General features: G+C 37.9%; 14 protein-coding genes and 1 pseudogene. 13 read left to right on the top strand and 2 right to left on the bottom strand.

The annotated features are described in order from the left end of the window. The first annotated feature begins 11 nt into the window (after positions 1 to 11). From AN964_RS12810 to AN964_RS12770, 10 genes and pseudogenes are all read left to right on the top strand, one after another. Complete coding sequence (locus AN964_RS12810; protein ID WP_055740051.1) at positions 12 to 968, top strand: carbohydrate ABC transporter permease; 957 nt, start codon at positions 12 to 14, stop codon at positions 966 to 968. A 38-nt stretch (positions 969 to 1,006) separates the two neighbouring features. Further along, positions 1,007 to 1,837, top strand: a complete 831-nt coding sequence (locus AN964_RS12805; RefSeq protein ID WP_055740050.1) for a carbohydrate ABC transporter permease — start codon at positions 1,007 to 1,009, stop codon at positions 1,835 to 1,837. Positions 1,838 to 1,873: 36 nt separating this feature from the next. Then, on the top strand, positions 1,874 to 4,912 hold the full coding sequence (locus AN964_RS12800; protein WP_055740049.1) for a CBM96 family carbohydrate-binding protein: 3,039 nt from the start codon (positions 1,874 to 1,876) through the stop codon (positions 4,910 to 4,912). Positions 4,913 to 4,985: 73 nt separating this feature from the next. Continuing rightward, positions 4,986 to 5,864, top strand: a complete 879-nt coding sequence (locus AN964_RS12795) for a sugar phosphate isomerase/epimerase family protein (protein WP_055740048.1) — start codon at positions 4,986 to 4,988, stop codon at positions 5,862 to 5,864. A 20-nt stretch (positions 5,865 to 5,884) separates the two neighbouring features. After that, entirely contained in the window at positions 5,885 to 6,892 is a 1,008-nt protein-coding gene (locus AN964_RS12790) for a Gfo/Idh/MocA family protein (protein WP_055740047.1), read from the top strand. Positions 6,893 to 6,943: 51 nt separating this feature from the next. After that, positions 6,944 to 7,948: a Gfo/Idh/MocA family protein gene (locus AN964_RS12785; RefSeq protein ID WP_200915622.1), complete on the top strand. Its 1,005-nt coding sequence runs from the start codon at positions 6,944 to 6,946 to the stop codon at positions 7,946 to 7,948. 35 nt (positions 7,949 to 7,983) lie between these two features. Next, on the top strand, positions 7,984 to 8,772 hold the full coding sequence (locus AN964_RS12780) for a glucosamine-6-phosphate deaminase (protein ID WP_055740045.1): 789 nt from the start codon (positions 7,984 to 7,986) through the stop codon (positions 8,770 to 8,772). Then, positions 8,762 to 9,931: an N-acetylglucosamine-6-phosphate deacetylase gene (locus tag AN964_RS12775; protein WP_055740044.1), complete on the top strand. Its 1,170-nt coding sequence runs from the start codon at positions 8,762 to 8,764 to the stop codon at positions 9,929 to 9,931. The genes AN964_RS12780 and AN964_RS12775 overlap by 11 nt, the downstream gene beginning before the upstream one ends. Before the next feature lie 148 nt (positions 9,932 to 10,079). Next, a pseudogene (locus AN964_RS27500) lies at positions 10,080 to 10,229 on the top strand (carboxyvinyltransferase); the annotation flags it as partial. Positions 10,230 to 10,687: 458 nt separating this feature from the next. Continuing rightward, a complete protein-coding gene (locus AN964_RS12770; RefSeq protein ID WP_055740043.1) occupies positions 10,688 to 11,410 on the top strand; it encodes a 3-ketoacyl-ACP reductase in 723 nt (240 codons plus the stop codon). 773 nt (positions 11,411 to 12,183) lie between these two features. Here the strand turns inward: AN964_RS12770 and ybaK are convergent. Then, the gene (ybaK, locus tag AN964_RS12765) at positions 12,184 to 12,660 is read right to left on the bottom strand and encodes a Cys-tRNA(Pro) deacylase (protein ID WP_055740042.1); all 477 of its coding nucleotides are present in this window, start codon (positions 12,658 to 12,660) and stop codon (positions 12,184 to 12,186) included. 271 nt (positions 12,661 to 12,931) lie between these two features. On the opposite strand from ybaK, the gene AN964_RS12760 reads away from it, so the two are divergent. Then, a complete protein-coding gene (locus tag AN964_RS12760) occupies positions 12,932 to 15,994 on the top strand; it encodes a GNAT family N-acetyltransferase (protein ID WP_055740041.1) in 3,063 nt (1,020 codons plus the stop codon). 202 nt (positions 15,995 to 16,196) lie between these two features. Here the strand turns inward: AN964_RS12760 and AN964_RS12755 are convergent, their stop codons facing one another. Beyond that, complete coding sequence (locus tag AN964_RS12755; RefSeq protein ID WP_055740040.1) at positions 16,197 to 17,273, bottom strand: Gfo/Idh/MocA family protein; 1,077 nt, start codon at positions 17,271 to 17,273, stop codon at positions 16,197 to 16,199. Positions 17,274 to 17,535: 262 nt separating this feature from the next. Between AN964_RS12755 and AN964_RS12750 the strand changes: the two genes are divergently transcribed. Then, a complete protein-coding gene (locus AN964_RS12750; protein WP_055740039.1) occupies positions 17,536 to 18,162 on the top strand; it encodes a class I SAM-dependent methyltransferase in 627 nt (208 codons plus the stop codon). A 605-nt stretch (positions 18,163 to 18,767) separates the two neighbouring features. Further along, positions 18,768 to 20,027, top strand: coding sequence for a group II intron reverse transcriptase/maturase (gene ltrA, locus AN964_RS12745; RefSeq protein WP_055737770.1), 1,260 nt, complete (start codon positions 18,768 to 18,770; stop codon positions 20,025 to 20,027). Positions 20,028 to 20,036: the final 9 nt, after the last annotated feature.

The raw sequence follows: 20,036 nt of genomic DNA, 5'->3' as shown, positions 1-20,036 counted from the left end.
GGATTGGCAGGATGAGTAATACAGCCATTAACCATACGGCAGCAGAAACGGTCCCAACAACTAAAAAACGAAAATTTATTTCACATGAGGGGAGATGGGGACTTATTCTGGTCTCCCCTTATCTTATTCACTTGATTGTGTTTGTTGTTGGACCTTTAATCGCCTCTTTATATTTTAGTTTAAGTAAATATGATATGTTAAATCCCCCGAAGTGGGTGGGATTGGAAAATTACCAAAAGCTGTTTCATGAACCCCTTTTTTACAAATCGCTTTGGAATACGATTTACTTTGCTATTCTATTTGTTCCGGTGCAAACATTCCTGGCTTTAGTTCTGGCAGTTGCGCTTAATCAAAAACTAAAGGCATTAAAGCTATATAGAATGGCCCATTTTATACCAGTCATTTCATCTTGGACAGTCATTATGTATGTAGCTGATGCAATTTTTAATCCTCGTTTTGGAATGGCCAACTCATTTTTATTAAAACTGGGACTTGAACCACAAAGATGGTTTAATGACGAGCATTTAGTCATACCACTCCTAGTTCTAGTGGCAGTTTGGAAGGGGGTTGGCTATATTATGATCATTTATTTAGCGGGACTGCAGAGCGTTCCGAATGAACTGTATGAGGCTGCTGAAATGGATGGGGCTGGAACAATAAGGAAATTTACATCAATTACTATTCCGTTAATATCCCCGACTACTTTTCTCGTCATTGTGTTAAGTACAATTACCACCTTTCAGGCCTTTGAGCAAATTTATGTAATGACCGGTGGTGCCGCGGATATTTCGTCAGCAGGGGGGCCGAACAATTCGAGCTTAGTGCTTATGCTTTATTTATATCGTGAAGGCTTTTCCTTCATGCATATGGGTTATGCATCGGCTATCGCTTGGGTATTATTTATTATTTTATTCACACTCACTATTATTCAATTAAGAATACAAAAGAAATGGGTTCATTATGATTGAGCTTAATAGAAGTAGTTTTTGAGAAAGGAGTTTATGAAATGAAGAAACAAAAAAATATTGGGAGTAAAGTAATCGGATACTCCATTATAACTTTTAGTGCATTAATCATGGTCATTCCCTTTGTCACAGCGCTATTTAATTCACTCAAAACGTACAAAGAATTTACTGCCATACCTCCGAAGTGGATCCCTAGTGTATTTCAATGGGCTAATTATTCCGAGGTATTTAAATTAGGTAATTTTTTTCATTATACGGTTAATAGTTTTACCGTTACAATCTTATCGGTTATCGGTGCACTCCTTTCTTGTTCCATGGTGGGATATGCCTTTGCCAGGCTTAAATTCCCGTTCAAAAATACCTTATTTGTTATGGTGCTTGGAACCATGATGATTCCTCCTGTTGTCATAATCATTCCGCATTTTATTATTTTTAAGGACTTACATCTTTTAGATTCATTGACACCACTTTGGATTTTAGAGTGGCTGGCGCAGCCATTCGGTATCTTTTTAATGCGGCAGGCATTTATGAAAATTCCGAAAGAATACGAAGAATCAGCTAAACTGGATGGATGTAATCCTCTACAAATCTATTGGAAAATTTTTATGCCCATGTGTAAACCGACATTAGCTACACTGGCCATTTTTACTTTTATGACCAAATGGAATGAAATTCTTGCTCCTATTATTTATTTGACGACTAATGAAAAGTTTACCTTACCAATTGGAATTTTATCCTTAGGCGGTCAATGGGTTGGAAATGAACAGTATATGGTTGCAGCTGCATTAATTAGTTTAATTCCAATCTTAATTGTCTTCTTTTTTGCAGAAAAATATTTTGTCAGTAACTTCAATAACTCTGGAATTAAGTAACGGAAGTAATAAATTTCTGAAGTGGAGGGGTTAATGATGGCAGATAAACAGAAGATATGGTTTAACAAAATGAATATTATCTTGCTTACGATCATCGTTATTTGTTCAGGAGCAGTATATGGTCCAGTTAAAACAAAGGCAGCTTCAACGATAACGCTAGATTCTCCTCAAGATGGGGCTAGGATATCTGGAGAAACAATACGGATCATGGGGACTTATACGAATGCTTACAATGTTAAATTGACAGTCAACGGTGAAAAGCAAGTCAATGTGGTGATGGAAGATCAGGATGGTAACGATTCTGGAACATGGTATTACGACCTTAATACGAGTGATTATGATGGGAATCTTATGCTTAATGCAAGCGGGCTGGATATTGAAACTCGTTATGGGGTTTGGAGTCCTTCCATAACTCTGCACATTGATCACTCAAAAGCCAATGTTCCAAAGGTCACCATCGTGAATCCCAGCGACGGAACACATGTTGCTGGAATTGTGCCAATTCAAGTAAAGGCTGAGGCAAAGAACACGATTAGAACTGTACAAGTAAGAATAAACAATGGACCTTGGCATGAGGCAAAAAGAACAGGGAATCATTATCAATATAAATGGAGCCCTTCGAAGCATGAAAACAAAACATACAGTATCCAAGGAAGGGCTATCGATGAACAAGGTAATATCGGTGTAAGTTTCACTACGTATGCAAAAGTGGGAAAAGGGCCAAAGGAACGAATTACCTTAAAGAAGCAAGATCGTGCTATGTGGATTTGGGAGCCCGAAAGTTATAAACTGCTGCTCAATCCTAAATCCAGACATGTTTTAAATGCCTTTTCAAAAGATACAACTACTTTTCAATCAGATGCAATTACTACGTTCTACTTAGGTGTTGGCCGTTTCGCAGGTATCGATATTTTGGAAGATGAACCTGATAAGGTAAAAGATTTTATTAAATGGGCCCACGAAAATGGCTTCCAGGTACATGCGTGTATAGCAGGAGGTACTTCGCCTCAGTATCTTGGTGCGTATCAGGTCTATCATGATTATGCCATTCGTGAAATGGAAAAGGTTCTCAACTATAATGTAGCAGCAGAAAAGAAGGAAGCGTTTGATGGAGTGAATGTTGATATTGAACCATACATTTCTCCAGATTTTAAATCAGAATATCCGTCGCTTCAAATTCAATATCTTGATGGCTTGCAAAAGATGATCGCGCGAAGAGACGCAGCCGGGATTAACCTTCCGTTTGGCCCGGCTATTCCAAAGTGGTTTGATACTTCAGATACTGCCAAAGACATTACTTGGGGGGGAAGTACTAAGTGGTTATCTGAACACATTCAAGATATCAGCGATTATATATCTATCATGGATTATCGAGATACAGCAGATGGATCAGCCGGTATTATTGCCGGGGCCCAAGGCGAAATTGATTATGCAAAAAAAATAGGTAAACAGAATTCGGTCGTAATCGGGGTAGAGACACTTGATATTGCCAATAGTGGTGATCCTTCGTCGATTACGTTTCGTGAAGAAGGCAGAACCTACATGGAACAAGAGCTAGATAAAGTGTACTCCGTATTTGGTGATAGTCAGTATTTTGGCGGTATTGCCCTGCATCATTATGATTCTATTCGAACATTGCCCTCGTCTTGGGGATTAGATCATTATGTATGGGAACCACCAATAGATACGGAAGAACCAACAGCTGTTAGCCAACCGCCAACCGCGGCTGCGAAAAGTTATCAAGAAATTGAACTATCATATGGCATGGCATACGATGATACTGATATTGACCGGTATATTATTTATCGAAGCACAACAAAAGATTTCACACCCGACTCCACTAATATTGCCGGATTAGCGAGAGGGCAATCTTTCCTTGATTTCGGGCTGTTACCGAATACAACCTATTATTATAAAGTAGCTGCGATGGATCTGAGCGGGAAAATAGGACCGTTATCTAAGGAAACGTCTGCGAAAACGGGAAATACCACATTGAAACCAATGATTCTTAAAAATATGAGTATCACATTTCAAGATTCAAAGGCAACTTCCTATATGGAATTAGTAGACAAAGAGACACTTACTCCTATAGCTGATGCACATATTGAAGGGAGATTTACCTATGCTGGCGGCAAATATGTAGGAGGGATGGTGAATAATGAGGGTGCTATCAGCCTTTCATCTGAATCCATTTTGGCAGATACACAAATTGGATTCGAACCGCGACGTGTTACAGCAAAAGGATATTATTGGGCTGCTGCCTATGATAAGCCGCATTCGACTACCCTTTACCCAAAAGTAGGGCTAAGTAATCTAACTGTCAGTGCTGGACAATTACATTTTTCACCGACAGCAACAAGCTACACGGTTAAAGTTCCAAATGATGTGAGCTCAGTACACTTTACACCGACAGCGGCTCATTCCGACAGTGTGATCACAGTCAACGGCAAACAAGTAAGTAGTGGTAGTCCTTCACAGGAGTTAGTGCTGAAGGAAGGGAAGAATACAGTATCACTCATTGTGGCAAATCGAGATGGTTCAACAGATACCTATACAATTCAAATCATTCGGGAAAGCCCAGTGGTAAATAAATTCTTTGTAACCGATGATACGTATGTTTACGAAAATAGCCCTCAGGAGAATTTTGGCACCGCAGAATTTTTAGAAGTTGCTGATTTCCCAAGCGCAAATGGCGGTGGAGACCGTTTAGCATATATGAAGTTTGATTTTTCTTCCTATTCTAAACCGATTGATTCTGCAAAATTATATTTTTATGTTCCTGAAAGTCTTAGCAAAACTGTGGCACTGGAGATTAGTGGGTTTGTCAATAAACAATGGAATCAATCCTCCATGAATTGGGATAATCGTATCGGTGGAGCTTCTGAGTCACTGGGGATGCTTCCTGTTCAGTCCGCAGGGTGGTACAGTGTTGACGTCTCAGAGTTTGTGAGAAAACAGTCTTCTGAAAAGATGATTACCTTCAGATTTATGGATCCGAAAACAAAAAGTATTATTGTGAAAATAAATAGCAGCAAAAATAAAGAAAATCAGCCCTACTTAATGATCAATCCTTAACCTGTTTCTAATTAGTAAATTGCCCATAATTTAGTCTTCCTACTATCAATGTGAAAGAAAAGGAGTTCATACCATGAAAATTGCAGCATTTAGTGGAGTTTTTCTTGACTATAGCATTCATCAGGCTATGGCATACACACAAGAGCTTGGGTTGGATGGAATTGAAATAGCATGTAAAGAGCCTCATCTCTCTATAGAAACATCGTGTCAAAGAGTAGAAGAAATAAAGAATCTATCAAAAGCGTTTCATTTAAAAATTCCTGCCCTAGCAGGTTATCTAGGCTGGTTCTCTACTTCAAGTGATAAAGAATGTGAAAAATCGTTTTCTGAATTTCAACAGATATTAAAATGGGCTAATATCCTTGAATCAGATATGATCCGAGTTTTCCCAGGCGGGCCTAATGCATTCCTGGCTGCTGACTATCATTATGAAAAAGCTGCGTACTGGTTAAAAAAATGTGCAGAAAAAGCAAAAGAGTATAACAAAAAAATTGCTTTAGAAATTCATAATATGAGTTTAGTAGAAACAGTGGAAGGTGGGCTAAAGCTGTTAAATAAGATAAATGAAGAGAATGTGGGTCTTATTCATGATGCCGGTAACATGTACATCACCGATACGGATTACGGAAAAGACTCTGTAAGGAAACTAGGAAGGCATTTATTACATGTTCATGTTAAAGATGAAAAGAGAATTGACAAGGCGGGTGCATCAGGTACATTCATTAATTTAACGAAACACGGAGAAGAGAAGTTCCTTCAGTGTAAGCTTGGAGAGGGTAAAGTGAATCATCAGCCACTTTTCGATGCCCTAAAGGAAGTGGCCTACGACGGATGGATCTCCCTTGAATGTGCATCCCCTCATCCCCCGAAAGAGCGTTTAGCACATGATTTAAAAAAAGTTAGACAAATGCTTGAGAATGTTACTGAAACAAATAACTATACCGTGAATTAGTTTGTAGGGAAGTGATTAAAATGAAATTTTCCGTCATTGGCTGCCAGCATGTTCATATTGAGATTTTTATAGAAGAAATGTTGAAATTAGGTCATGAGTGTGCCGGTATATTTGAACTGGAAAATATGACTTTAGCAAGTAGTCTTGCAGAAAAATACAATATCCCACTCGTTCATGACAAGATGTTATTACTTGATGATGCCATTCAAATAGTTGGCTGCGCTGGTATTAATAATGAAAAAATAGATGTAATTGAACTTTGTGAAAAGTATCGGAAGCATGTCATGCTTGATAAGCCAGCCGTGACCAACCGCGAGGATTTAGCAAGGCTGAAAACGGTAATGAAAAGAGGCTTCATTGAGGTTGGAATGCTGTTAACAGAGAGATTTAGGCCTTCCCTATCTACATTAAAAAAGCAACTCAATGAAGGCGTCATTGGCGATCTAGTTAGTATTTCAATGCGAAAGCCTCATTTATTAAAACAGGAGGAGCGGCCTTTATGGCATTTTTCGAAACAACAGTCCGGAGGAATCGTGAATGATTTGTTTATCCACGATTTTGATTTACTTCGTTGGCTAACCGGTAAAGAAGTGAGATCGATTACGGGATATATGGCAAAAAACATTCTTTCAGAGTATCCATCTTTCTTTGATACAGCAGGCTTCCAGGTCATTATGGAAGGTGGATTGGCTGCTCAGCTTTACGCTGATTGGTTTACACCGGAGAAGAGCTGGACCTGGGGGGATGGAAGAATTTTTGTTGTCGGGACAAAGGGTACAATCGAAATCCGCCTTGAGGGAGACCCGCTTGTATCAAAAGATGCCCTGTACCTTCAGGTTACGAGTCAACAAGAGTTAACAGCAATTGAAGAAAGTAGTATACCGATAACGATTACAGAGGACTTTCTTAATAGAATTCACGGACAAAACAGTCTACTTCAGCATGTAGATATTATTGCGGCGACAGAAGCGACAATCAGGGCAGATGAATGTGCGGAGATTATATACCGCATGAAGGAAAAAAGTTAATAATCTAACTAGGATTTTCAATCCCTTACTACTTCGAAAAGGATGGATGATATGTTAGCAAACGGAAAAGTTGGCTTTGCGATCATTGGCTGTGGAATTATTGCTAATATTCACGCTAAAGGCATACAAGAAACGGAAGAAGCAGAACTAATGGCGGTTTATGATGTTAAAAAAGATGTGGCAGTTGATTTTGCAATAAAGTATGGTGCTAAAGTATATGAATCTATTGAAGAAATGTTGGAAGTGGATGAGATAGATGTTATCTGTATCTGTACCCCAAGTGGTATTCATGCGGAAGAAACCATTCAGGCAGCCAAAGCGAAAAAACATATTTTAGTAGAAAAGCCTATGGCTATTAAGCTTGAAGATGTGGATCGGATGATTCAAACTTGTCAAGAAAACGAGGTTAAACTAGGTACAATCTTCCCGAGGCGAATGTCACCACAGGCCAAATATGCGAAACAACTAATTCAAGAAGGAAAGTTAGGGAAATTAAGTCTATGTTCAGCATACGTAAAACTTTATAGAAATCAAGAGTATTACGATAGTGCGGGTTGGAGAGGAACATGGGAAATGGATGGCGGTGGAGCGATGATGAATCAAGGCATTCATACAGTTGATATGCTTCAATGGTTAGTTGGTCCTGTATCCTCCATATTTGGAAAGGCTAAAGCAATTTTGCGAGATATTGAGGTGGAAGATACTGTAGTCTCTACTCTTGAGTTTAAGAGTGGCGCTTTAGGAATTTTAGAAATTACTACAACGGCAGTGGAAGGTAAAGGGCAGAGATTCGAAATACATGGAGAAAAGGGAACATTAGAAATCGAAGAAGACACTATTACGAGGCTAGTTATAGAGGGTGAAAAAATTGAACTTCCTTCATTCGAACCCTTTAAAGTGATACCGGATGGTCACCGTATTCAAATACGTGATATGGCACTGGCGATTATCAAAAATCGTGAACCAATTGTTACGGGGGTGGATGGGAAACACTCATTGCAGATGATCCTTGGTACGTATGAATCTTCTCGCAGTCAGAAAGAAATCTTTTTATAAAAAAATTATTTCGAAACAGAATGGGGGGGAGTAGGATGAGTTCTACTTTTCAACCAATAAAAGTGGATAAAGTGGACGGGATAAATTTACAAGTTTTTGATAATCGCTATGAGATGGGCGTAGCAGCCGCTAAAGCTGTCACAGTAAAAATGAAGGAATTATTATCACAAAAAGAACGAATTCGTATGGTTTTTGCGGCAGCACCTTCTCAAATTGAATTTCTGAGAGGACTTACAGCAGAAGATGGACTGGATTGGAAACGAGTAACGGCTTTTCATATGGACGAATATATTGGTCTTTTAGAAGATGCCCCTCAACGATTTAGTACATTCTTAAAGAAGAATCTATTCATGCATGTCCTTCCTGGTGAAGTTCATCTTATCGATGGATCAAAAAATCCTAGTGATGAATGCCATAGATATAGCAGGCTACTTCGCTCTGGTCCTATTGATATTATTTGTCTGGGGATAGGAGAAAACGGGCATATCGCTTTTAATGATCCGCATGTTGCAAATTTCCAAGACCCTGAAGTGATGAAAGTAGTCCATTTAGATGAAGCATGCCGCAAGCAACAGGTGAATGACGGATGCTTTAAGCAGCTTGATGATGTACCCACACATGCCTTAACTTTAACCATCCCAACGTTGCTGGATGCAGAGTCTTTATTTTGTATTGTACCTGGTGAAACGAAGCAATCCGCGGTAAAAAGTACTCTATTAGGGTCAATTTCAACTGAATGTCCAGCATCTATTTTACGAACACATCCGAATTGTCAGTTGTATGTCGACAGAGATGCTTATAGGAGGGTTACCGATGTTTATTAAGGGCATCCACTATCAAACGGGTGAGGCAATTGGTATTTCAATTGAAAACGAGAATATTTCTTCAATAGAAAAGTTAACAAAAGGAGATATTTCTTCCAAACTACCGATTATTGCTCCTGGGTTGGTCGATTTACAACTGAATGGATATAGGGGAGTTGATTTCAATTCCCCACTTTTTTCCAAAGAGGATGTTTATAACGTTACATCTGCTCTATGGAAAGAAGGGGTGGTCTCCTATTATCCTACAATTATTACAAATGAAGATTCTAAAATTGAAGAAGCCATAGGGACTATTTTGGAATCTTGTGAAGCGTATGACCTTGTTAATAAAAGTATTGAAGGGATTCATTTAGAGGGCCCATTTATTTCACCCGAAGATGGACCGCGGGGAGCCCATAAGAAGAAATATGTCCAGAAACCGGATTGGCCATTATTTCAAAAATGGCAGCATGCCGCTAAAGGGAAAATAAAAATACTAACATTGTCTCCGGAATGGCCGGGTTCCCTAGATTTTATTAAAAAATGTGCAGACAGCGGTGTAACGGTTGCCATAGGGCATACCGCTGCAACACCGGAGCAAATTAAGGCAGCTGTGTCTGCGGGGGCAAAGTTGTCCACCCATTTAGGAAATGGGGCTCACCTGATGATGCAGCGCCATCCTAACTATATTTGGGAACAGCTAGCCCAGGATAATCTTTGGGCCAGCTGCATTGCAGATGGGTTTCATCTTCCGCCATCAGTACTAAAAGTAATTTTTAAGGTGAAGAAAGAAATGGCCATTCTTGTCAGCGATGCCGTCTATTTAAGTGGATTACCACCTGGAACTTATAATACACACATTGGAGGAGAAGTAGTCCTTACATCACAAGGCAAACTTCATTTAGCAGATAATCCAAATCTGCTTGCGGGTTCTGTGAAAATGCTAAAAAGCGGAATTGAAAATCTCGTACAAGAAGGTATATGCAGCTTCCCTGATGCATGGAATGCCGCATCTATACTTCCGGCTCTATTAATGAACTTGCCTATTCAAAAAGGGCTAAGTATCTATTCAAAGGCTGACTTTGTGCTAATAGAGCGCCAAACAAATCATTGGAAAGTTATTCAAACAGTTAAACACGGTAAAATTGTTTATCAAGATGAAAGCTCAATAGAAAATTGACCAATTTCAAGGAATAACGTGTGATGTTTGACCCAATTATTGAATTCCTCGGGCCATCTTTTTTGCAGCATATTCATTTTAAAAATTGAAACTACTGCAGATGGGCTAATTATTCATGGGTAAAACCACATAAAATGGAGAGCACGTAAACGGCCATGGTGATCACCGTATCGGGATGATGCACTCCAATGCAGGTTGTCTTACGGATGGAAAAATGGTTATTGAAAATAGTGAGGTAATTAAGGTTTCATATCCAACATTTTTTAAAACATTAAGGAAGTTTTATGAGCTGAACTAGACCTGTCTTACGACAGGATCTTCTTATTTGACTAAAGGTCTGAATGCTTGTAATAAATGAAAAAGGAGTTTGAACAAAAAATAATCCTCAATAAATACAAAAACAATGAATTTTATGGTCTTTGGAAGCGAGGTTAAGCCTGATTTTGGTGCAGAAAATTTTAATAAAGCTGTTATATGGCTAATGTTAAACTCATAATGATGCCAACCGGTTTAAACGAAGCAAACCGTAACAATATCGAGGCAATTCATAAATAATATAATACTTGAATTAACAATCAAAAGAAGGGAATTTTCTAATTCCCTATGTTTAGCTCTAGTTCAATACTAGTTAGCTGTTCAAACTAAGCATTTTCCTTGTATATAGGTTATAAAAGGCATAAACTATGTAAGTCTTTGGAAAAAGGCTTGAGAAGTATAAAAAATAGCATGATATTTATTGAAAGGAAGATGTTCATAATGGCGCAATCATTAGAAGGAAAAGTCGCGTTTGTAACAGGTGCAGGAAAAGGGATTGGCCGTGCAGTTGCAGTGGCGCTTGCAAAAGAAGGAGTACATGTTGGCTTAATGGCACGTACGGAAGAAACACTTATTGAAGCTGCAAATGAAATAACAGGGTTAGGTGTTAAAGCAGCTTTTGCTTCTGTAGATGTTTCATCTCAAGATCAAGTTGAACAAGCCATTAAGAAGCTTACAGAGGAGCTTGGTACTGCAGATATCTTAATAAATAATGCGGGAATCGGCAGTTTTGCAAGTCTTTTGGAAATGGATCCTGTAGAGTGGAAAAGAATTATTGATGTTAACTTGATGGGAACATACTATGTAACACGTGCGGTACTGCCTCAGCTTATTGAGAAAAATAGTGGAGATATCATTAATATCTCTTCAACCAATGGATTAAATGGTGCTGCTACATCCAGTGCATATAGTGCCTCAAAATTTGGAGTAATTGGTTTAACGGAATCATTAGCGCAAGAAGTACGCCGAAATAATATTCGTGTTACTGCATTAACGCCAAGTACTGTTGTAACAGATCTTGCACATCAAAACAATTTAATTGACAAGAAAGAAGAAAAATTTATTCAACCAGAAGATATCGCGGAATTCATCGTATCACAACTAAAATTAAATTCGCGTGTCTATGTGAAAACAGCAAGCTTGTTAGGAACAAATCCGTTCTAATTGAAATAAAAAACGAGTGGGAAAATCCCGTAAGTAGTTCGGTTCAGAGGTAGAAAAATAAAAAGAACAAGAGTTTTAGCAAGCGAATTAGCATATAAATCCGCTTGCTTCTTTTTTATTATGACAAGGATTATTAAGTTTAAATGCAACAGATGTAGCACAGGTTTTAACAAGTGGGCAATGGCTATTGGTCACACTATAAAATAATTTGTTAAAAGCTTTGTCAAAAACGTTGCAAATTGTGTTATCAATAATTAGATTTATCTAGGGAGATGAAGGTTTAAGTTGGGGAGCAGGTCAAGCACCCAATCCAATAAATAGACGGAAAAATCCCGCTTAATTCGTAATTATTATTAAAAAAGGCATAAATAGACGGAGAAATTCCGCTTATTGTCTCGAAAAATGCAAAATTAGGAGATTTTGCATTGCATTATCGGAAAATCTCCCCTTATTTACCCAAAAACGAGCTCTATTCTGCATTTAACAGAAAAATTTCCGCTTATTTTCCTACTGCTGGTTACTCATTTAAGGACAACACATCTTATATAAAAATAATTGAGGTTTTTAGAAGTGACGTTCTTTGTTAAAAATTGATTTGTCTTTACGTCAGTTGAAAAAATGGTCATTTGATTATAAAAAAGCAGTGGATGCTAAAACCTTTACTTTTTTCTGTGTAATTTTATTATAAAGTATGCGATTTAGCTTGATATTGACCTTGTGAATTCAGTTTTTCTACTTCACAACGGAACTACTTAAAAAATCCCGCTCGCTTTTTATTTCGTTAAGTCTGCAAATTTTCCATGAACAATACTAAGGAGGTCAGCTACTAGCAGTTCAATCTGCATCCCAATTTTACCGCCGCTCACGATGATATTTTGTAGAGATTCTGCATTAGAATCGATAAAGGTTGGATATAATTTTTTCATCCCAATAGGTGAACAGCCCCCTCGTATATATCCCGATACTTTCGTAATATCCTTTACAGGAATCATTTCTACTTTTTTGTCGCCAACCGCTTTTGCCGCTTTTTTTAAATCCAATTCTTCTTTAACCGGTATAACAAACACATAATATTGTTTACTGGATCCTTGAGTTATCAATGTTTTATATACATCATACGTATCACGTCCAATTTTTTCAGCAACAGAAACGCCATCTATTTTCCCGTCATCCGGATTATAGGTGATGATAGAATATGCTATTTTTTCTTTATCTAAAATACGCATAGCATTTGTTTTCGTATTTTTCATAATCATGAATCCTCACTTTTTCTGTTATGATTCAATTCCATCATATCATATATTTTTCATTTTTCTTTTAAAGTGGAGGAATAGAAACATTTTTCAGAATAATATTTACAAAGATAGTGAGTTGATTTAGTATTACAGAAGGAAGAAAAAACTTCCAATACAAGAAAGGAGAGGGAATTATGAGGCTTAATACAAGAAAGTTATTAAAAAACAATAAGGATGACTCAACATAGTTAAGAATGAAATGAATTTGCAGGGGGATACAATTTATATGAATACAATTACAGAATCAATTAAAATTGTAAAATATCACGAAGATCTAGCTAAGTCCATTGCAGACATGTGGAATGAAAGTCGGGACAGCTGGGGCGGCGATGCAAGCGTAACTACAGAGGAACAGGTGAAAAAGCAGCAGGCTAATTCAGAGGATCTTGTTTTGTACCTTGCATTAGATAATGAAAAAGTGGTGGGCTATTGCGGGATCTCGGAATATAAAGAGGATTCCAATGCCTTATATATTCGATTATTAAATGTCCATCCGGATTATCATGGAAAGAAAATAGGGAAGCACCTCGTATTAAAAGCAGTAGAAAAAACAGTGGAGCTTGGCTTTCCGAGGATCGACTTATATACTTGGCCGGGAAATGTAAAGGCTGTTCCGTTATATAAAAAATGTGGGTTCTTTTGGGAAGACCGTGATGATACGACTCACTTAATGAATTTCATCCCGATGGTACTGCAAAATGAATTAATCAAGCCACACTTTGAACACTTAGATTGGTATAAAGATAATGTTCGGGCAATTGAAGTGAAGCCCGACGGAATAAAAGAAAATGGGTTTACGTATTTTGAATATGTTTGGGAGAATGAAACTCGTTTTTTGCGTGTTCAGATTGAAAAGAGTGGCAGAGGTATCAGACTTATTGAAACAAATGATGTGCTAATGGAAGCTTCTATAAATGAGCATAACCAAATTGAGGGAAGAGAGTCTGTTATAGAGCTTTTAGTTAGAAGTAAATCTGCTGAAAAACTAAGTGTAGCGATAGAAGGATATGAAAATGAGCGAATTCATGTCAACGGGAAACAGGTTACGAACATACCCCATGAAGATACATTTAAAATACCTGTTCACATAAAAGATGGAGAAGAGCCAAATGAATGGGTGACCCACCCGCGTGCAGAAGTAAAGATAACCATTAATGGATTATCATCATTATTTGCAATCGGAATTTATCCGAAAAAAGCATTAAAAGTTAAAACGGTATATCACCCAAAAAAATATGATTTAAACAAAGAACAGTACTGTTTTCTTGAACTTGAAAATCATCTTAAGAAGACAGCCGAAGTCATAGTAGAATTACAGAACAATGATCAAGTTGAATGGAAAAATCATATTGTTAAAACGGAAATCTCTGAAAAAGGGATCATTAAAATTCCTTTTATTATTCAAAAATATGGTTTTCTCCAATCTGAATGTTCGATAAAAGTTCAATCAGCTGAAGAAACGTTTGAGTGGAAGGAACCCCTTGCCTTTCCAATCCCTGCATTCGGTATAAAAGCGGGTGGATATGACAAGGATTATATTTATTTGCAAAATGGTTTTTATAAAGTGCAAGTGAGGAAAAGAAATAATACGATTTCCTTAGGTAATGGACAAAATTGGAGTCAAAGAACATTTTTACTCCCACCGAAATTTGGGAAACCGTATATTGGAGAGCTGTCAAAAAAACAAGTATCCACATTTGAATGGGACCATAATACTACCGCTGCAAAGATGAAACTTTATTATGATGTTCAAAAGCCATATAGGATGAAGCTTTCTCTATGCTTCGAGTTGTTTGCTGAAGGCTTATTAAACTATTGGGTGGAGATTGAAAATCAATCGGAAAATTCGTTTGAAAATGTATTTGTTTTTCAGCCTATTCAACATCACTTGAATCAAACATATATGCCTATCAAGAATGAAATTGTTTATTTTAATGATGCAAGGATGACGCACTTTGGGGAATTGAACAGCAAAGATGTGTCAGGTAATTGGATTTTTTCTGATAACGAAAAAGAACCCCATGGAATTACATGGAGTGAGTCAGTCCAATTAGGTTTTGATGGCTGGTATTTCTACTTAGAGGAAGAATTAGGGATGGTTCGTCCAAATGAAACAGTGAAGGCAAAACCGGTAAACTTTTCTCTCGGTGCAATAAAAAATGTGGAGGATTTTCAGAACTTCGCGAACCAGAATACGGCTACTAAATCTATCGCAAAGGAAATCGAGCTAAAACCGGAAAGGTCTAACCCAGTAATAAAAAATAATCAACATACTTTGATCTTAGAACAAATTCAAAATCGTTATTTTGATGGAAAATTGAAAATTTTAGAAAATGGTAAAGGTGTACAGGAAGTACCTGTGAAATATGAGGATAATCAGAATCAATCCATCGGCTATCAATCTAATACAACTGGTTTCATTCCTATCCAATATGAATTGGAAAATGAATCAAAGAAAATAGAGGGTTCCTTGCTGTTATTACATCAGGGACAATCAGGGATTAAAATGAACCAGGTTGAAGATGGCAAACATGTAAGCTGTGAAATTGAAAATGGCGATTTAAAATTTAAAGCAGCGGCAAGCTTCTTCCCGACACTCTATTCGATCTCTTATAAAGGTCAGGAATGGCTGGATTCGATGTATCCGGAACCAAAGCCAAAAGCTTGGTGGAATCCATGGGCAGGAGGAATGTGGTCCTATCTTAGTGGTATTAGTCTATTTTCGTTTCTTAAAGAAACCTCCAAGTCCTGTTTTGTGAAAAAAATAGATAAGCTGCAAAATGAATGGCAAGGTCTTGTCATTGAAACAACTTTGGAAAAGCATGAAAAGTGGAAAGGGCTGAATATCCGGCAATATTTTCTGACACTACCGGGTGTTCCAATAATTGCTCATTTTACGGAACTGGAGCATATGAATCAATATATAAACCAATATCTTGTTACGGAAATGTGGTGGAAGAAAAACGCATTAAACGAGACTATTGTCCAATTACAAAATAAATCGGGATCGAAGAAATTTAGAGCGGGTTTTGAGGAGCATGATTTTCAAATCAGTAATCCATACACTATTACTGGTAGTGATGAAACCCAAAAATTACAGGTTTTTTCAACTAGCACCGACTTAGAGTCTGATTGTGTCTTAAGTGAAGAATTTGCCCAAGCAGCAACAGCCACTTACTTAAATATCGAGCCAGGAACCAAATTTGCAAGCAAGCCCGTATTTCTTTTATTCCCAGAAAAGTCATATAACAAAGAGATGCTAGAAAGTCTAAAGTGGATTCAGTTTTAATAGGAGGAAGGGAAAGTTACCTTATCCTAGTCGAGTTTACTTTCCAAAATATTAAATGGGATAGTTATGTCATTGAAATAGCTATCATTTTTAATAAGACCGAGCGGTAAAAGCTCGGTCTTTAAATCTGTCATTTTTTTTTTAGAGGAAAAAGTGCCCGAGCCTTTATCCCATTTAAAATAGGAAAGCAAAACCCGACTTTCTATCCCACTATAACTTTTTTACCTTCTTTGGCAGATAAGCGTACTGCATCCAAAACTTTTTGAGTCATTTGGCCGTCTTCAAATTCGGAAAGATAGGGATGTTTCTTTCCGCTCTTAAATGTTTCATACAGTGCATCGAGCATACGATTAAATCCGTTGTAATAACGAGCTGCGACCGCAGGCATCTCTGCTGGAGCAGAAATATCCGGTGTAAGTACCACTTCCTCAAGAGGGGCATCTCCTGAAGAGAAGAAAACTTTATTATCATCTAGCATAATTAATGTACCTTTTATACCGTATACTTCTAGCCTCATGCTATTAGTAATTTGACGTGCAGCTGATAAAAATTCTAAAGTTACAGTCGCACCGTTTTCTAATGAACCAATGATTTGGAAGGCATCGTCGGCAGTCCGATGTTCCACATTACCTTGATCGTCTTTAAATTCGGGAACATGCGTTGTAAGATTGGCGAAAACTTCATGAAAACTTGAGTCCGTCCACCAGTGAAGGGAATCCACCATATGGGATCCAATAGCGCCAAGCATGCCGCCGCCTGTTTCTGCTTGACCTAACCAGCCCCGAGAATTTGACACTAAGGATTGAAAGCTAGGAAAGGTACATTCATATCGAACATGCGTAATTTCTCCTAAGTCACCGCTATTTAAGATTTGCTTTACTTTGGTCCGGGCAGGAAGAAAACGGAATTCATGATTAATAAGCCCCAATTTCCCTGCATCATTACGTGCAGCAATCATTTCCTCTGTTTCCGCAATATTTAACGCCATTGGTTTTTCACATAGAACATGAATACCTTTGTTAAAGGCTGCGAGTGTCATTTCCTTATGTAAATGGACAGCGGAAGCTACAACAACAAAATCAAGCTCCTCTTGTTCCAGCATTTGCTTCCAGTCCGTATATACATTTTCAATTCCGCTAAATTGCTTAGTGTTTTCAATGTTTCCTCTGGATACACTTGCGATGGCCACAACTTCAAAACCATCATGAAACTTCATCATTGGTGCATGTACCTTAGCTCCAAAACCTGTTCCAATAATCCCAACTCGATATTTGGCCACAAGAAATCAACTCCTTTTTCTTATTATAGTAAAGGATTTGTGGGCATATTGCGAATATTATGCCTCTTTATAGAAAGCAACTAAAAAATAGTTTAATAGTAGGGAAAATTAAGATATTATAAAAAGTAACTAGGAAAGGTGGGATGCATGATGAATAAAATAATGAAAAATCATCAATTGCAAAATGGAGAAAAGAGGAACAGCTAGATTGAGTCTTATAAAGGAATGCTCAAGTAGCTTGTTCAAATGAGGAGGAGCATTCTTGCTAAATAAACAAGGATTTGACTTATGGGCAGACAATTATGATCAAACAGTTCAATTAAGTGAGGAAAGCAATTTGTATCCGTTCGCAGGGTACAAAAAGATATTAAATACAATTTTCAATGAAGTAATGCAAAATCCGAATTCTCAAGTATTGGATATTGGATTTGGAACAGGGATATTAACCCAAAAATTATATGAACACGGTCAACAAATTTACGGGATTGATTTCTCTGCAAAAATGATTGAAATTGCACAAGCGAAAATGCCATTGGCAAACTTAATAGAATTTGACTTTATAGAAGGACTTCCAGAAAAGTTAAATGGGAAAAAATTTGATTCTATTATTAGTACGTATGCGTTACATCATTTAACAGATGAGAGAAAAATGAAGTTCATTTCTGATTTATTGAATTTGCTAAATGAAAACGGAAAAATCTTTATCGGGGATATAGCGTTCAAAACAAGAGTTGATATGGAAAACTGCAGGGAGGATAGTATCGACTATTGGGATCCTGATGAATTTTATTTTGTAGCTGATGAAATGGTTGAATCTTTGCAAGCGCTGTGTCGATGTGAATTTCACCCAATGTCACATTGTGGCGGTGTGTTTGTTATTTCAAATTAATAGTATTGGGTAAAAGGAGAATGTTGATTTCTCCTTTTTTTATTGTGCGCCCGGCATGGGTGTAGTCTCTAGGGTGAAAGTCCCGAACTGTGAAGGCAGAAGTAGCAGTTAGCTTAACGCAAGGGTGTCCGTGGTGACGCGGAATCTGAAGGAAGCGAGCGGCAAACTTCCGGTCTGAGGAACACGAACTTCATACAAGGCTAGGTATCATTGGATGAGTTTGCAATACAAAACAAAGTCCTTTCTGCCGAAGGTGATACAAAGTAAATGAAGCAGATAGATGGAAGGAAAGATTGCACTCTTACCCGGGGAGGTCTGGTTGATACGCCAAGTACACTTGGTAACCTATCTAGTAATGGATAGCTGAACAATCAGAAGTCAGCCGAAGTCGTAGTACTTGGTTTGCTCGAGAGAATCAAGGAAGGACTGAACCATTTTAGGAGAACAAACACTCGGCAAACGGTTCTTTATGTATGAAAGCAGAAAATTCTTACGGAACCTACCTGAAAGGAAGAAATGGTGAATTCCATGGGGGACTTCGGGAGGGCTTAGTAAAGAACCCACTTAATGAGAATGTATTGTTCACGTAGAAAGGATAAATCTCAATGTTAATGGAACGAATGCTGTCACGGGAAAATCTTTTACTGGCATTAAAGCGAGTAGAAAAGAACAAAGGAAGTCATGGAGTAGACAATATGTCCGTAAAAGACCTACGAAGACATATTCTCGAAACGTGGGATACACTTAAAACATCCTTAATGGAGGGTACTTATCAACCTTCTCCTGTCCGTCGGGTTGAAATCCCAAAACCGAACGGTGGAGTAAGGTTATTAGGTATCCCAACCGTGACAGACCGTTTCATCCAACAGGCGATTACTCAGATTTTAACCCCTATCTTCGACCCGACTTTTTCAACACAGAGCTATGGTTTTCGACCAAACAAACGAGGTCATGACGGTGTTAGACAAGCGAAGAAATATATCGAAGAGGGATACCGATGGGTAGTCGACATGGACTTGGAGAAATTCTTTGATAAAGTCAATCATGATAGATTAATGCGGACTCTATCCAAAAGGATTCAAGACAGAACGCTCCTATCACTAATTCGGAAGTATCTACAGTCTGGCATTATGATTAATGGAGTCATAACGAAATCCGAGGAGGGTACGCCCCAAGGTGGACCATTAAGTCCTTTACTCTCCAATATCGTTCTAGATGAACTAGACAAAGAGTTAGAAAAGAGAGGGCACAAGTTTGTCCGATACGCAGATGATTGTAATATCTACGTAAAATCGAGAAGAGCCGGAGAGCGAGTAATGGACTCGATTACTACTTTCATTGAATTTACTCTAAAACTAAAGGTGAATCGAGAAAAGTCAGCTGTAGACAGACCTTGGAAAAGAAAGTTTTTAGGTTTTAGCTTCACATTTCATAAGAAACCGAAGGTGCGGATGTCAAACCAAAGTATTCAACGTGTCAAGAAACGGATACGAGAATTAACTTCAAGGTCAAAACCAATTCCAATGGATTATAGAATAGAGAAGCTGAATCAATATTTGATTGGCTGGTGCGGATATTATGCATTAGCAGATACACCCACTATTTTCAAAGAATTAGACGAATGGATTAGAAGGCGTCTCAGAATGTGCCAATGGAAAGAATGGAAGAAACCAAAAACCAAAGTAAGAAAACTCATTGGATTAGGGATTCCAAAAGAGAAGGCATACGAATGGGGAAACTCTAGAAAGAAATATTGGAGAATAGCCAGAAGCCCAATCCTACAGAAAACCCTCACAAACTCCTATTGGGAGATGCGAGGGCTGAAGAGTCTTTATGTGAGATATTCTCAACTACGTCAGACATAAATGGAACCG

The sequence above is a fragment of the Heyndrickxia shackletonii genome (assembly GCF_001420715.1).
Classification (GTDB): domain Bacteria; phylum Bacillota; class Bacilli; order Bacillales; family Bacillaceae_C; genus Margalitia; species Margalitia shackletonii.
This window is presented reverse-complemented; position numbering and strand designations above follow the sequence as displayed.

Coding starts and splice junctions, on each gene's coding strand:
- AN964_RS12810 (WP_055740051.1), top strand. CDS start 12: ATGAGTAATACAGCCATTAACCATACGGCAGCAGAAACGGTCCCAACA.
- AN964_RS12805 (WP_055740050.1), top strand. CDS start 1,007: ATGAAGAAACAAAAAAATATTGGGAGTAAAGTAATCGGATACTCCATT.
- AN964_RS12800 (WP_055740049.1), top strand. CDS start 1,874: ATGGCAGATAAACAGAAGATATGGTTTAACAAAATGAATATTATCTTG.
- AN964_RS12795 (WP_055740048.1), top strand. CDS start 4,986: ATGAAAATTGCAGCATTTAGTGGAGTTTTTCTTGACTATAGCATTCAT.
- AN964_RS12790 (WP_055740047.1), top strand. CDS start 5,885: ATGAAATTTTCCGTCATTGGCTGCCAGCATGTTCATATTGAGATTTTT.
- AN964_RS12785 (WP_200915622.1), top strand. CDS start 6,944: ATGTTAGCAAACGGAAAAGTTGGCTTTGCGATCATTGGCTGTGGAATT.
- AN964_RS12780 (WP_055740045.1), top strand. CDS start 7,984: ATGAGTTCTACTTTTCAACCAATAAAAGTGGATAAAGTGGACGGGATA.
- AN964_RS12775 (WP_055740044.1), top strand. CDS start 8,762: ATGTTTATTAAGGGCATCCACTATCAAACGGGTGAGGCAATTGGTATT.
- AN964_RS12770 (WP_055740043.1), top strand. CDS start 10,688: ATGGCGCAATCATTAGAAGGAAAAGTCGCGTTTGTAACAGGTGCAGGA.
- ybaK (WP_055740042.1), bottom strand. CDS start 12,660: ATGAAAAATACGAAAACAAATGCTATGCGTATTTTAGATAAAGAAAAA.
- AN964_RS12760 (WP_055740041.1), top strand. CDS start 12,932: ATGAATACAATTACAGAATCAATTAAAATTGTAAAATATCACGAAGAT.
- ltrA (WP_055737770.1), top strand. CDS start 18,768: ATGTTAATGGAACGAATGCTGTCACGGGAAAATCTTTTACTGGCATTA.